General features: G+C 32.7%; 14 protein-coding genes. 1 reads left to right on the forward strand and 13 read right to left on the reverse strand.

The features are described 5' to 3' along the window. Positions 1 to 13: 13 nt before the first annotated feature. Positions 14 to 1,477: a glutamate synthase subunit beta gene (locus tag WNY78_RS02175; RefSeq protein WP_342871534.1), complete on the forward strand. Its 1,464-nt coding sequence runs from the start codon at positions 14 to 16 to the stop codon at positions 1,475 to 1,477. Positions 1,478 to 1,576: 99 nt separating this feature from the next. Here the strand turns inward: WNY78_RS02175 and WNY78_RS02180 are convergent, their stop codons facing one another. The 13 genes from WNY78_RS02180 to WNY78_RS02240 form a co-directional block, all read right to left on the reverse strand. Further along, on the reverse strand, positions 1,577 to 2,029 hold the full coding sequence (locus tag WNY78_RS02180; protein WP_342871535.1) for a hypothetical protein: 453 nt from the start codon (positions 2,027 to 2,029) through the stop codon (positions 1,577 to 1,579). After that, complete coding sequence (locus tag WNY78_RS02185) at positions 2,030 to 2,683, reverse strand: hypothetical protein (protein ID WP_342871536.1); 654 nt, start codon at positions 2,681 to 2,683, stop codon at positions 2,030 to 2,032. Between the two features lie 2 nt (positions 2,684 to 2,685). Then, a complete protein-coding gene (locus tag WNY78_RS02190) occupies positions 2,686 to 3,339 on the reverse strand; it encodes a hypothetical protein (protein WP_342871537.1) in 654 nt (217 codons plus the stop codon). 151 nt (positions 3,340 to 3,490) lie between these two features. Next, positions 3,491 to 4,771, reverse strand: a complete 1,281-nt coding sequence (gene argH / locus WNY78_RS02195) for an argininosuccinate lyase (RefSeq protein WP_342871538.1) — start codon at positions 4,769 to 4,771, stop codon at positions 3,491 to 3,493. Positions 4,772 to 4,861: 90 nt separating this feature from the next. Then, a complete protein-coding gene (locus tag WNY78_RS02200; RefSeq protein WP_342871539.1) occupies positions 4,862 to 5,923 on the reverse strand; it encodes a M20 family metallo-hydrolase in 1,062 nt (353 codons plus the stop codon). Then, positions 5,920 to 6,696, reverse strand: coding sequence for an acetylglutamate kinase (gene argB, locus WNY78_RS02205; protein WP_342871540.1), 777 nt, complete (start codon positions 6,694 to 6,696; stop codon positions 5,920 to 5,922). The genes WNY78_RS02200 and argB overlap by 4 nt, the downstream gene beginning before the upstream one ends. Before the next feature lie 89 nt (positions 6,697 to 6,785). Beyond that, positions 6,786 to 7,721, reverse strand: a complete 936-nt coding sequence (locus tag WNY78_RS02210) for an N-acetylornithine carbamoyltransferase (RefSeq protein ID WP_342871541.1) — start codon at positions 7,719 to 7,721, stop codon at positions 6,786 to 6,788. A gap of 158 nt (positions 7,722 to 7,879) precedes the next feature. Then, complete coding sequence (locus WNY78_RS02215) at positions 7,880 to 9,010, reverse strand: aminotransferase class III-fold pyridoxal phosphate-dependent enzyme (RefSeq protein WP_342871542.1); 1,131 nt, start codon at positions 9,008 to 9,010, stop codon at positions 7,880 to 7,882. 95 nt (positions 9,011 to 9,105) lie between these two features. Further along, the gene (proC, locus tag WNY78_RS02220) at positions 9,106 to 9,906 is read right to left on the reverse strand and encodes a pyrroline-5-carboxylate reductase (protein ID WP_342871543.1); all 801 of its coding nucleotides are present in this window, start codon (positions 9,904 to 9,906) and stop codon (positions 9,106 to 9,108) included. Positions 9,907 to 10,049: 143 nt separating this feature from the next. Then, positions 10,050 to 11,027 (reverse strand): N-acetyl-gamma-glutamyl-phosphate reductase, encoded by a 978-nt coding sequence (argC, locus tag WNY78_RS02225; protein WP_342871544.1) that lies wholly within the window; start codon positions 11,025 to 11,027, stop codon positions 10,050 to 10,052. After that, positions 11,024 to 12,208, reverse strand: coding sequence for an argininosuccinate synthase domain-containing protein (locus tag WNY78_RS02230; RefSeq protein ID WP_342871545.1), 1,185 nt, complete (start codon positions 12,206 to 12,208; stop codon positions 11,024 to 11,026). The genes argC and WNY78_RS02230 overlap by 4 nt, the downstream gene beginning before the upstream one ends. After that, positions 12,205 to 12,828, reverse strand: a complete 624-nt coding sequence (locus WNY78_RS02235; protein ID WP_342871546.1) for a GNAT family N-acetyltransferase — start codon at positions 12,826 to 12,828, stop codon at positions 12,205 to 12,207. Before WNY78_RS02235 ends, WNY78_RS02230 begins: the two co-directional genes overlap by 4 nt. A 427-nt stretch (positions 12,829 to 13,255) precedes the next feature. Next, a complete protein-coding gene (locus WNY78_RS02240) occupies positions 13,256 to 14,833 on the reverse strand; it encodes an NADP-dependent glyceraldehyde-3-phosphate dehydrogenase (protein WP_342871547.1) in 1,578 nt (525 codons plus the stop codon).

Below are 14,833 nucleotides of genomic sequence, written 5' to 3' on the forward strand. Positions count from 1 at the left end.
TCACAGGAATAAAATGGGAAAAGTAACAGGTTTTAAAGAGTTCGAAAGAAAAGATGAGTCATACAAACCCGTAAAGGATCGTGTAAAACATTATAATGAGTTTACTGTGCCTTTAAAGGATAAGGATATGATAGAACAAGGTTCGCGTTGTATGGATTGTGGAATTCCATTTTGTCATAGTGGTTGTCCGCTTGGTAATTTAATTCCAGATTTTAACCACATGGTACACCAAGGTGAATGGCAAAAAGCCTCTTGGATTTTACATTCAACTAATAACTTCCCTGAATTTACAGGTCGTTTATGTCCAGCACCTTGTGAGCAAGCTTGTGTTTTAGGTATTATTGAAGATCCAGTGTCTATAGAAAACATTGAGAAAAATATTGTTGAACGTGCCTTTAAAGAAGGTTGGATTAAACCACAACCACCAAAAAATAGAACAGGAAAAACGATTGCTGTTGTAGGTTCTGGACCTGCAGGATTAGCAGCTGCTCAACAATTAAATAGAGCAGGTCATACAGTAACTGTTTTTGAGCGTGATGATGCTATTGGTGGATTATTACGCTACGGAATTCCAAATTTTAAAATGGAAAAAGGCATCATAGATCGTCGTTTAGCCATTTTAGAAGCAGAAGGAATTATATTTAAAACTAATGTTAATGTTGGTGTGAATTATGATGTTGAAGAGCTAAAAGCTTTTGATGCTGTTGTACTTTGTGGAGGCGCAACAGAACGCAGAAGTCTGCCAACACCAGGAATTGATGCTGATGGAGTAGTACAAGCGATGGACTTTTTAACCCAACAAACTAAAGTTGTTTTTGGTCAGGAAATTAAAGATCAAGTTTTAGCAACCGGTAAAAATGTGATTGTAATTGGAGGAGGAGATACAGGGTCAGATTGTATTGGTACATCAAATCGTCAAGGAGCAAAATCGGTAGTTAATTTCGAAATTATGCCAAAACCTCCAGGACACAGGTCACCTGCAACGCCTTGGCCGTATTGGCCACTGCAATTAAAAACATCCTCTTCTCATAAAGAAGGTGTCGAAAGAAACTGGCTGATTAACACCAAAGAATTTGTAACAAATGCTAAAGGAAAACTTACAGCCTTAAAAACTGTAAATGTAGAATGGGAAATGGTTCCTGGTGAACGTCCAAAATTAATTGAAATCACAGGTACTGAAAAAACATGGAAATGCGATTTAGCATTATTAGCACTTGGTTTTACAGGTCCTGAACCTACAATTGCAGACAAATTAGGATTAGAAAAAGATGTACGTTCTAACTATAAAGCAGCATATGGAAAATACCAAACTAACATCCCTAATATTTTTACTGCTGGAGATATGCGACGCGGACAATCACTGATTGTTTGGGCAATTTCCGAAGGTAGAGAAGCTGCAAGACAAGTGGATATTTACTTAATGGGAAAATCAGATTTAGCAACTAAAAATGAAGATGGAGATTTGATAGCGCTATAATACTATTAAAATCATTCTACTACTAATATACTATTATTTAGGGTTAGTCTAATTTTAAGGTAGAATTTAAAAGCATCTGGGAACAGGTGCTTTTTCTATTTATTTTTTTGGAACTGGTGCAATAGCCCAATCTCCTATTTTTAATAAACTAACCCTAAATTCAGCATTGTTTTCTGGCTTATCCCCAATAATTATAGAATGAGCGCGATTGTTAGGTATGAAATCATCTTCAGGTTGATTGTAAACAGGGTCATGTTCAAGTTTTTGCTTTGGAATAGCTTCGTTTCTTAGTTTCCCAGAATTAAAAGCCCAAATAAAGAACACTGAAGGGTCTTTATATGTTCCATCTTTAGGTTTTTTTTGTTTTCCAATTAAGTCCCTTGAAGATTCAGGAGTACTATGTTTATTCCAATCTGAAGAAAGGTTATTCCCGGATTTTGGAGTGTTTGTAAATGCTGAAGCACTTGGTTTATTATCTTTACTTCTGACAAAGTTTTTATGAACTCTAACAAATAAGTTCGATTCGTCTTCAATTTCTTCAGTCTGCCACATTTAAGAAAGTTTTCGCATCCAAAAAGCTAAGTCTTCATTTATATCGATACTATCTAAAAAACCTTTAATGATAGTTTTACCTTTTATGTCTTCGCCATAGTAATGAGTTGTTAACTCCTGAGAATTTGTAATATTGAGTAATAAAATGTGTTGGCTGTCTCTCCATTCTAAATCTATTGACCCATCCTTTCCAAGACTGATTTCAGGTTCTGTAATTACAGTTTTGTAATCATTTAAAAGAGTATTAGAGTAATTAATTAAAATTTTAATTGCTCTATTATATACAGATTGATTATGGCCAATTGCTCCCTCATCGTCCCAATCATCATATAACTCCAATATATCTTGAGAGTTTACAATAGCTTCATAAATATTGGATAAGTTTCTTTTTAATTCAAGCGTTTCGTTTCCTAAAGTTATATCATAATTTGGATTAATCCACAAAGCTTTTTCTGCAATATCATCAAGAGTTAATTTGTAAACTTTGCCCGCGGAAGCAACATTTGATGAAACTTTTCTTATTGCTTTTTTTGGCAAAGTGTAAGATTGAAATAAACCACTAGATTCTGAAATATTCCATTCAGTAGATTGAGGTTTATTTTTAGAATAACCTTTGAATTGTCTATGATGTGGTTTTGTTTGAACTGTTGACATTTTTAAGAAATAAATTTAATATTATCTTTATAATCTTTCGTGATTAGTTCTTCTTTTCTTATTGCTTTATCTATTTCAGACTTGACTTTCTTTAAATCGTCAAGGTCTAAAGTGAGATGCAATTCTTTTGTTTCACTATTTCGTGTGTATTCAAAAAATAGTTTGTGTAGAACCATTCCCATTCTTTCTTTCTTTGATAGCTCATCATCAAAAATTACACGAATGTCTGTCATGGCTTCTAAATCAATAAAATTATTTTCATTACTTAATAATAATTCTCTTGACTTTAAAATATTGCTTATTACTGAATAATTCGAGAGTATCTTAAATAAATTATCTGATAGTATCGTCTTTTGATTTAGCGACATATTCGTTTTTGATAATTCAATAAAAGAATCAGTCAAATTAATAGCAACATCATTAATATCAGTATCATTGCTTTCTACTAAAGAGCTAAAACTTCTTATAGTGTCTAATACCTCATAACCTCTATCTTGCCCTAAGATTTTATCTAACTCTTCAATTGCATCTTCAAAATCAATCCCAATAGGCATTTTGTTTAAAGAATTTACAACATCATCTAATTTTTTGTTTTTAAGTTTTGATATTATTTCAAAGCCAGGAAAAACCCTATTTGGTATATGTATTCTTGCCATTAATTATTTGATTGTTTTATTTTGACATATAAATATATGAACAAAGTAATGAAAAAAACTGATTTAAAAGTTATTTTAAACTTAATATTGAAAGAAATTTCTTTCAAATGAATAATTTTTATGCATTTTAATACAAAAATTCCATTTTTTTCTACTCTCCATTAGGAAACTTAGCACGAATATCTTCCAAACACAAATTATGAATACTTCCAATATGAGAGTGTTTCTTCCCTAAATCTGGTTGATACGTGTCATTTTGTACTTGACTTCCAATTTGCTGATAAGCTTCTCTAAAAGACATACCGCCAACCACTAAATTATTAATACTATCTACAGTGAATAAGTATTTGTATTTATCATCGCTGAGATCAACATCTTTTACAATAATTTGTTGAATTGCATAATTAAATATGTCCAAAATGTCTTTGACATCTTCAAAAGCATTAATGATATTTTCTTTTAATAGCTGAAAATCTCTATGGTAACCACTTGGTAAATTGTTTGTGATTAATAGCATTTCGGTATGTAATGCTTGAATTTTATTACACTTACCTCTAATCAATTCAAACACATCAGGATTCTTTTTGTGTGGCATAATACTACTTCCTGTGGTTAATTCATCTGGAAAGGTGATAAACCCAAAATTCTGACTCATATACAAGCATATATCCATAGCAAAACGTGACATTGTATTACATAATCCGCCTAAAGCATTGGCAATTGCACGTTCGCTTTTCCCTCTACTTAATTGTGCAGCAACAACATTGTATTTTAAAGTTGAAAACCCTAATGCTTTTGTCGTAATATCTCTATCAATAGGAAATGAGCTGCCATAACCAGCAGCAGATCCTAACGGATTTTGATCTACAATTTTAGACACTGCATTCAAAACGTAAACATCATCAATTAATAATTCTGCATAGGCTGAAAACCACAATCCAAAAGAGGAAGGCATCGCTACTTGCAAATGTGTGTAACCAGGTAATAATTGGGTTTTATGAGTTTCAGCTAAATCTATAAGCGTGTCAAAAAATGTTTTTGTTTTGTCGTTAATGATTTCAAGATTCTCTTTATAATAGAGCTGAAGTGCCACTAAAACTTGATCGTTTCTAGAACGTGCTGTGTGAATTTTTTTTCCGACGTCGCCTAAGGTTTTTGTGAGTTCATATTCGATTTTAGAATGCACATCTTCAAAAGTGTCTTCGATAACGAAGTTGCCATTTTCAATAACTTCTGAAAGCGAGTTTAACCCTTTTTTGAGTTGGTCTAATTCTTCCGAAGTTATAATTCCGATGGATTCCAACATTATAGCATGAGTTAATGATGCTTGCACGTCATATTTAGCAATATGCAAATCAATTTCTCTATCGTTACCAACTGTAAATTGTTCTATTTTTTTATCTATTGAAAATCCTTTGTCCCACAACTTCATAATCACCTTTTTTTTGTCATTCTTGCGAAAGCAAGAATCTATTTTAAATCTTATTTTTTGGCTTCCTGCTTTTGCAGGAACAACAGTGTTTTATAATACTTTATTCAATAATTCAATATAAATAATAATCCCTTCTTCAATTTCAGCAAGATTAATAAATTCATCTGCTGTATGAGAACGTGTGCTGTCACCTGGTCCCAATTTTAAAGATGGACAAGTTAAAACCGATTGATCTGATAATGTTGGTGAGCCATAAGTTTCTCTTCCTAATTCAATACCTGCTTTTACTAAATCGTGATGTATAGGAATTGATGACGAATTTAATCGTAAGCTACGTGCTTTAATACTTGTGCAAGGTGATTTTTTAGTTAGTATGTCTGAAATTTCCTGATTAGAATATTTATCATTTACACGAACATCAATCACTAAATCAACTTCCGAAGGAATAGCATTATGTTGCTTTCCTGCATTGATTTGTGTCACAGTCATTTTTACATCTCCCAATACTGGCGATTTTCTTTCAAATTTATAATCTTGAAACCATTTTAAAACATCAATAGTGTTGTAAATCGCATTGTCAGTATTTGGATGTGCAGCATGGCTCGCTGTACCTTTTACTTTTGCGTCAAAAACCACTAAGCCTTTTTCGGCAATGGCTAATTGCATTAATGTTGGTTCTCCAACAATAGCAACATCTACTTTTGGAATCACAGATAACATACTGTTTAAACCATTTGGTCCACTGCTTTCTTCTTCAGCAGATGCAACGATAACTAAATTATAGTTTAGGTTTTTTTTGTCATAGAAATGAGTAAATGTTGCAATTAAAGACACCAAGCAACCTCCTGCATCATTACTTCCTAGGCCAAATAATTTTCCGTTTTCTACTATCGCTTTTAATGGATCTTTAGTGTAACCATTATTTGGTTTTACCGTATCGTGATGAGAATTTAAAAGTAGTGTAGGCTTCTTCTCATCAAAATGTTTATTAGTAGCCCAAACGTTATTTTTGTGTCGTTTAAACGGAATTTGGTGCGTACTAAACCAATTCTCAATGAGTAAAGCTGTGTGCTCTTCTTCCGAAGAAAAAGATTGTGTTTCTATAAGCTGTTTCAATAAAGCAATAGCTTTTGTTGTGAGTTTTTCTATCATTTTTGAATGGTTGTATAAATCGTGTTTGTTGAAAAAAGCATACTTGGTTTTCCTATGCATACCTTGGCAACATTATTATGTATGGCATGAAAACAATTATTCAGTTTAGGTAACATACCATCTGCAATAATTCCATTGTCAATTAAGGTTTGATACGTTTTGGTATTTATGTTTTTTACTACGGAATTTTCGTCGGAAATATCTTCTAAAACACCATTTTTTTCAAAACAGTAATAGAGTTCTGTTTTACAGTTTTTTGCAAAACCAATCGCTAATTCTGAAGCAATGGTATCTGCATTGGTGTTTAATAATTGTCCATTTTTGTCATGAGTAATAGCACAAAAAACAGGAGTAATATTATTGTCTAGTAAAATCTCTAATGTATGTGTGTTCACTTGTTTTATATCACCTGCAAAACCATAATCTATGGGTTGACTCGGTCTTTTTTCTGAAACAATAGTATTTCCATCAGCTCCAGAAAAACCAATAGCATTACAATTGTTAGCTTGTAATTTCGCAATGATATTTTTATTGATTTTCCCTGCATAAACCATAGTGATGATGTCTAAATTGGCTTCGTCTGTGATGCGTCTTCCATTATTTAATTGCACAGGAATATTCATTTGATTTGCTAATTTTGTTGCCAATTTTCCGCCACCATGAACCAATAACTTTGGACCTTCAATTTTTGCAAACTCACTTAAAAATGATGCTAACGCTGTATCATCATCAATGATATTTCCGCCAATTTTTATGATTTTTAATGTTTTCATTCCTCTTGTTCGTCAAGCTGAACTTGTTTCAGCTTCTCATTATTTATTTTTTTGATGTGATGCTGAAATAAATTCAGCATGACGTTATACTATAAATCTTCCAAAATTTGCTTTAATACCACTTGCGCAGCATAAGTTCTATTATTAGCTTGTTTAATAACTATAGATTGGTCGCTATCTAAAACAGCATCTTCAACAACAACATTTCGTCTCACAGGTAAACAATGCATAAATTTAGCGTTGCCTAGTTTGGCTTTAGTCATCATCCAATTATTGTCTTGACTCAGTACTTTTCCGTAGTCATTATAACTGCTCCAGTTTTTTACATAAACGAAATCTGCATCTTTTAAAGCATCTTCTTGGTTGTGATGTATTGGTGTTTTTTTAGTGATTTCAGAATTCAATTCGTAACCTTCAGGATGTGTAATTGTGAAATCTACATCCAAATCTTGCATCATTTCTACAAAAGAATTTGCAACCGCTTGTGGTAAAGCTTTTGGATGAGGTGCCCAAGACAATACCACTTTTGGTGTTTTTTTCTCTGTTAATTCTGAAATTGTAATCGCATCTGCCAAAGCTTGCAATGGATGAGCAGTTGCAGATTCCATATTTATTATGGGTACTGTAGCGTATTTTTTAAAACTGTTCAGTATGATTTCCGATTCGTCTTTTGATTTGTCCGTTAACGTTGGGAAAGCTCTAACTGCAATTACATCTGCATATTGAGAAATCACTTGCGCAGCTTCTTTAATATGTTCAGAAGAATTAGCATTCATCACTGTGCCATCTTCAAATTCTATATTCCACGCATCATTGACATTAAGAATCATCACATCCATGCCTAAGTTTTTTGCTGCTTTTTCTGTACTTAAACGTGTTCTTAAGCTTGAATTAAAAAACAGCATGACCAACGTTTTGTGTTTTCCTATTTCAGAATACTCAAAAGGATTCATTTTTAATAAAATGGCTTCTTTTATGAGTTCTGAAAGGTTTGATATGTCTTTTAATGTTGTATAATTTTTCATATTCATTTCCCACGAAAGTGGGAATCTCTAATTAAACTTTATTTTTTCGTCAAGCTGAATTTATTTATTCATTGATATTATATTTTGTTATAGTATTCATGAATTTTCAATTTCAGCTTCTCACATTTATGCGATTCTGAATCAAGTTCAGAATGACGTTACTTTTCTAATTCTAATTTTAATGCCTCAAAAAAGCTGTCAATATGTTTTTTCTGAATCGTCAAAGGTGGAAGGATTCTAATTAAATTTGGATTTTTTGCTCCACCAGTAAATATGTGATGTTTAAAAATGAGTTGTTTTCTCAATTCGGAAATTGGAAAATCAAATTCTAGTCCGAGCATTAAACCTCGTCCTTTAATCGATTTTAGATTCGGTAATCCCTTTGCTTTTTCCTGAAAATAATCAGAAATATTTGAAGCGTTTTGCATCAGATTTTCCTCATCAATGACTTCTAGAACTGAAAGCGTAGCTGCACAAGCTAAGTGGTTACCACCAAACGTAGTTCCCAATAATCCAAAAGATGCTTTAATTGATGGATGAATTAAAATACCACCAACAGGAAATCCGTTACCCATACCTTTGGCAATAGAAATAATACCTGGTGTTATATTGTGTTTTTGAAAAGCGAAAAAATCACCAGTTCGTCCAAATCCAGATTGTACTTCATCTGCAATTAATACTGTATTATACTGTTTGCACAATTTTTCTAAGCCTTGGTAAAATTCAGTTGTACTTTCGTTTAATCCACCAACACCTTGAATGCATTCGATAATGACTGCACAAGTTTTGCTTGTTTTTAAAATGGTTTCAACAGATTTTAAATCGCCTAACTCTATAAAATCAACGTCTTGTTGTGCATTTAAAGGAGCTACAATTTTAGGATTATCAGTTGCAGCAACAGCAGCCGAAGTTCTTCCGTGGAAAGCATTTTTAAAAGCTAATATTTTATGTTTACCGTTATGAAAAGACGCCAATTTAAGCGCATTTTCATTTGCTTCTGCTCCAGAGTTACATAAAAATAATTGGTAATCTTTACAGCCAGATAAGGTTTCAAGCTTATCAGCTAATTCAACTTGCAAAGGATTTTGAATCGCATTACTATAAAAGCCCAATTGTGAAACTTGATTAGAAATAGCAGATACATATTTTGGATGAGAATGACCAATAGAAATCACAGCATGGCCTCCATAAAGATCAAGATATTTAACATCTTTATCATCATAAACATAAACGTCTTTTGCGCTTACAGGTGTGACATCGTAGAGTGGATATACATTAAATAGACTCATATTTTTGTTTTTATGTTTGTCATTCAGAGGGAAGCATGACCGAAGAATCTACATTCCAAAAGATTTTTCGCTATACTCTGAATGACACAACATTATTAAATTTGCTCCTTTTTAATAGCATTAATTTTGTTAAATGATGCCACCATCCCTTGTATTAAAGATGAACTCAGTCCTTTATGTTCCATTTCATTTAAACCTGTAATGGTGCAACCTTGAGGAGTGGTTACTTTGTCAATTTCTTCTTCTGGGTGATTACCATTTGTGATTAATAAACTAGCAGCACCTTCAGAGGTGTACATCGCTAATTCTTGAGCTTCTTTAGCATCAAAACCTAATTGAATAGCAGCTTGAGTTGTTGCTCGTATGAGTCGCATCCAAAACGCAATTCCACTAGCGCAAACTACTGTTGCTGCTTGCATTTGAGATTCTGGAATAGCTAATGTGTGTCCTAATCTGTCAAAAATAGCTTCTGCGATTTTAATACGCTTTTCACCTTTTTTATTACTACAAATGCAGGTCATGGATTTGCCAACAGCAATCGCAGTATTAGGCATGGCTCTAATAATAAAATTATCGCTACCAATTTGAGATTCAATCTTTGGAATTAAGAATCCAGTGATGGTTGAAATTAAAACATGATTTTCTGTTAAATGAGGTTTAATGTCATTTAAGATGTTTTCAAAATGAGCTGGTTGTACTGCAAAAATCAAAATATCAGATTGTTTAACAGCTTCAATATTATCTGTTGTTAATACTACGTTTTTGTAGCCTTCAAACTCTTGTATATCATCCAAGTTTCTTTTGGTTAGATATAACGTTGTTATAGCGTTTTTGGTAATCAAACCTTTTGCTATTGACTTTCCTAGATTTCCTGTTCCTATGATTGCTATTTTCATATTTATTGACCGCGAAAGCGGTTATATTTTTAATTACTATTTCTTTTTTTGGGCGTTACCTAAAGGTCGCGCTTTCCATTATATCTTTTTTTCGTTCCTCAAAAAAGGATGTCATTACAATCGCTAACGCAACTTAGTAGTTCCTAAAAATAATTAGCCTTTAATTGTAACCCTTCAGTCTCTTCAAAGCCAAACATTAAATTCATGTTTTGAACAGCTTGTCCAGATGCACCTTTTAATAAATTATCTATGATACTTGTGATTAATAATTTGTTATCATGTTTATGTAAATGAATGATACACTTGTTCGTATTTACAACTTGCTTTAAATGAATCTCCTCATCTGATACAAATGTGAAAGCTGCATCTTTATAATACGATTTATAAAGTGTTTTGGCATCTTCCAAAGTGCCTTTAAATGTTGTGTATGCTGTGGCAAAAATTCCTCTAGAAAAATTACCGCGATTTGGCATAAAGTGAATTTCAGAATTAAAACCAGTTTGTAATTGGTTAACCGTTTGATTGATTTCACCTAAATGCTGATGAGTAAAAGGTTTGTAATGTGAAAAGTTATTATCTCTCCAAGTAAAATGAGTGGTTGATGATAATGAAGTTCCTGCTCCTGTAGCTCCAGTTACTGCATTGATATGAACGTCTTCTTTAATTAAATTTGAATCTGCTAATGGTAATAATGCTAATTGAATTGCAGTTGCAAAACATCCTGGATTTGCAATGTAGTTAGTCTTTTTAATAGCTTCCTTTTGTAACTCTGGTAAACCATAAACAAATTGTTTTCCTTCGAAATGTTTATCAAATTCTAATCTAAAATCGTTACTTAAATCGATGATTTTTGTGTCTTCGGAAAACGTATGTTGTTCTAAAAAAATCTTAGAATTTCTATGACCTAAACACAGAAACAATACATCAATATCAACATTGATTTTATTAGTAAATTCCATTTCCGTAGCACCAATTAGATCTTGATGCACTTTGTGAATTTTATTCCCTGCATTTGATGTGCTGTATACAAAATCAATAGTTGTTTGCTCATGATTTAGTAATAGTCTAATCAGTTCTCCTGCTGTGTAACCAGCTCCTCCAATGATTCCTGCTTTAATCATAATTCTGAATTTACTTGCTGATAAATTTTATTCTGATTCCCTAGTATTTTAATAAATCCTTTGGCTTCATCAGCAGTCCAGCCTTTATTTTCTTCACCATAACTTCCAAATTTTGCATTCATTAAATCGTGCTTAGAATTAATTCCATCTAAAGAGAAGTGGTGTGGTTTTAAAGTTACAAAAACATCACCTGAAACTTTGTCTTGGCTGCTTTGTAAAAAAGCTTCCATATCTCGCATAACTGGATCTAAATATTGACCTTCGTGTAAATGCATTCCGTAGAAACTAGACAAATAATCTTTGTGTTGTAATTGCCATTTCGTCAACGTGTGCTTTTCTAATAAATGATGAGCTTTTATAATAATTAAAGCAGCAGCTGCTTCAAAACCAACACGTCCTTTGATACCAACTATCGTATCTCCAACATGAATATCTCTACCAATGGCATAAGAAGAAGCTAGATTATTTAAGACTTCAATATTAATTTCAGGATTGTTTTCAATTCCGTTAACAGCAACTAATTCACCTTTTAAAAAAGTTAGTGTTACTTTTTCATCTTCTACATGTTTTAATTGTGAAGGATATGCTGAATCTGGTAATGGTTTTTCAGAAGTTAAGGTTTCCTCTCCACCAACACTAGTTCCCCAAAGTCCTTTATTGACTGAGTATTTGGCTTTATTCCATGACATATCGATTCCGTTTTCTACGAGGTAATCAATTTCTTGTTGTCTTGTGAGTTTACCATCTCTAATTGGTGTGATAATTTCAATTTCTGGTGCTAGAGTTTGAAAAATCATATCAAAACGCACTTGATCATTACCTGCTCCTGTACTTCCATGAGCGATATATTTTGCATCAATGCTTTTTGCGTATTGAACAATTTCAATGGCTTGTATGATTCGTTCAGCACTTACAGAAAGAGGATAGGTGTTGTTTTTAAGCACATTTCCGAAGATTAAATACTTAATCACTTTATCATAATACGATGCAATGGCATCAATATTGTTATAGGTCGATACACCCATTTTATAAGCGTTACTTTCAATAGTTTTGATTTCATCGGAAGTAAAACCACCTGTATTTACACTTACTGCATGAACATCATATCCTGCTTTACTCAAACTTACAGCGCAATAAGAGGTGTCTAATCCTCCACTATATGCTATTACTAATTTGCTCATTTTTTTTCCTTTTTTAAGAACATGGATTGTTTGATATTTTTTAATCTTGTCCACACTTTTTTGTTATAATCGTGCGCTTCAGTTTTGGACTCCTCTTTTTTTGAAGGGTCATAAAGCATACCAGTACACAAGCACATTTTTTGTTCAGTTCTGGTTAGGACATCAAAATTTTTGCAGGTTTGACAGCCTTTCCAGAAGGATTGGTCATCTGTTAATTCTGAAAATGTGACAGGTTTATAGCCTAAATCACTATTCATTTTCATAACTGCTAATCCTGTTGTGATACTGAATACTTTAGAGTCTGGGAATTTTGTTCTAGAATGTTCAAAAACGACTTTTTTAATTCGTTTTGCAAGACCTTGATTTCTAAAATCTGGATGTACAATTAATCCAGAATTAGCGACAAATTTTCCATGGCTCCATGCTTCGATATAGCAAAAGCCTGCAAATTGATCTCCATCTAATGCAATTACAGCATTTCCATTTTCCATTTTGGTAATGATGTATTCTGGTTGTCGTTTAGCAATTCCTGTGCCTCTCACTTTTGCAGCTTCTGCAATAGTTTCGCAAATGATATCTGCGTAGATACTATGGGATTTATTAGCAATAACAATTTTCATTGTAATTGAGTTTTGAATTAAAAATTGAGTATTTTTTTATTTGAAAGTAGAACCGGACTCACCTAAGTTCTGTAAATTGAAGTACACCCTAAGGGCGACGAGGGAAAAAACGACGCACAACATTATGATTATCTGATGCGATAATTAAAGATTGAGAATAGTTTATGATAGTTGAGTTGTACACAATAAAAAAATAAAATAATGAATATAGAGTTTGTTGCTAATAAGAAGAATTAGCGTTGACGCTTTTCCAGGTTTAAACCTGTTGGTCTGGGTGCTCTATATTTGTGTCTTAGTGTAAACATATGGCTAAACTACGTATTAAATTGTTAACTGCAATAGATGGAATCTTGTTTTTGGTGAGATTTATGAATTTCGAAATAAAAGACTTTTAAATTGTAAATATCTCATTTATAAGTGCTTTTGTTTAAAGAATATAATCTGTACTTACAAAGTTTGAAGCTCTAGAATCTAATAGTTCTTTTAAAATAGCATTGTTATATTCATTGTCTTTAGAGGCTACAAAAGTTCTAATTGAAAATGATCGTAATGCATCATGCACACTTAATGTTGCAACAGCAGAATCTTTACGACCAGTAAATGGGTAAACATCTGGTCCACGTTGACAGGAACTATTTAAATTTACACGACAAACTAAGTTTACTAAAGTGTCGATTAAAGGCGCTAAAGTTTTTACATCTTTACCAAATAAGCTCACTTGTTGTCCGTAATTAGATGCTGCCATATCATCTAAAGGTTCTTCGATATCACTAAATGGTACCACAGGAATTACTGGTCCAAATTGCTCCTCTTGAAACACTCTCATCTCTTTTGTAACAGGATATAAAACTGCTGGGAAAATATAATTTTCTGTAGTTTCACCTCCTTTTTTATTAATGACTTTTGCTCCTTTTGCTGTAGCATCATCAATTAATTCTTGAATATAAGCTGATTTATCTGGTTCTGGTAATGGTGTTAATTTTGCACCATCTTCCCAAGGGTTACCAAATTTAAGCGCATCTACTTTTGCTGAAAAACGCTTGTTAAATTCTTCAACGATATCATTATGTACATATAGTACTTTTAAAGCTGTACAACGTTGACCATTAAATGACGTTGAGCCTGCAATACATTCGTCTATTGCTAAGTCCAAATCGGCATCTTTTAATACAATGGCAGGATTTTTAGCTTCCAAACCTAAAACTAAACGTAACCGATTACTTTTTGGATGCTGACTTTGTAATGCATTTGCAGATTTACTGTTTCCAATTAATGCCAAGACATCTACTTTACCAGATTGCATAATTGGTGCTGCAACTGTTCTTCCTCTTCCGTAGATAATATTAACAACACCTTTTGGGAAGCTAGTTCTAAAAGCTTCTAACAATGGTGAAATTAATAAAACTCCATGTTTTGCTGGTTTAAAAACAGCAGTGTTTCCCATAATTAAAGCAGGAATCAAAAGTGCAAATGTTTCGTTTAAAGGATAATTATAAGGTCCTAAACATAAAACAACACCTAAAGGTCCACGTCGAATATGTGCATTAACTCCAGAGTTTTTCTCAAACTTAGCACTATCACGATCCATTTGTTTATAATCTTCAATGGTATCGTAAATGTATTCAACGGTTCTATCAAATTCCTTTTCAGAATCTGGAAGGTTTTTTCCAATTTCCCACATTAAAAGTTTTACGATTTCTGCTCGTTTGGTTTTCATTTGAGTAACAAATTTTTCCATGCATGCAATACGGTCTACAACTTTCATTGTTGGCCATAAACCTTGTCCTTTATTATAAGACAAAACTGCAGCATCAAGAGCTTGCAAAGCTTCTTTTTCTCCTAAAGTTGGAATAGTCCCTAATAATGTAGGTTTATAAATTTCCGTAGAAGAAATTGTAGAAAAAACTTCAGAAGTTTCTCCTGTCCAAGTTTTCAATTCTCCACCTACTAAGTAAGTTTCTTGTTTTAATATGTTTTTGATTTGATACTGTTCAGGGGTGTTCAT

Source organism: Psychroserpens sp. AS72 (assembly GCF_038900375.1).
Lineage (GTDB): Bacteria > Bacteroidota > Bacteroidia > Flavobacteriales > Flavobacteriaceae > Psychroserpens.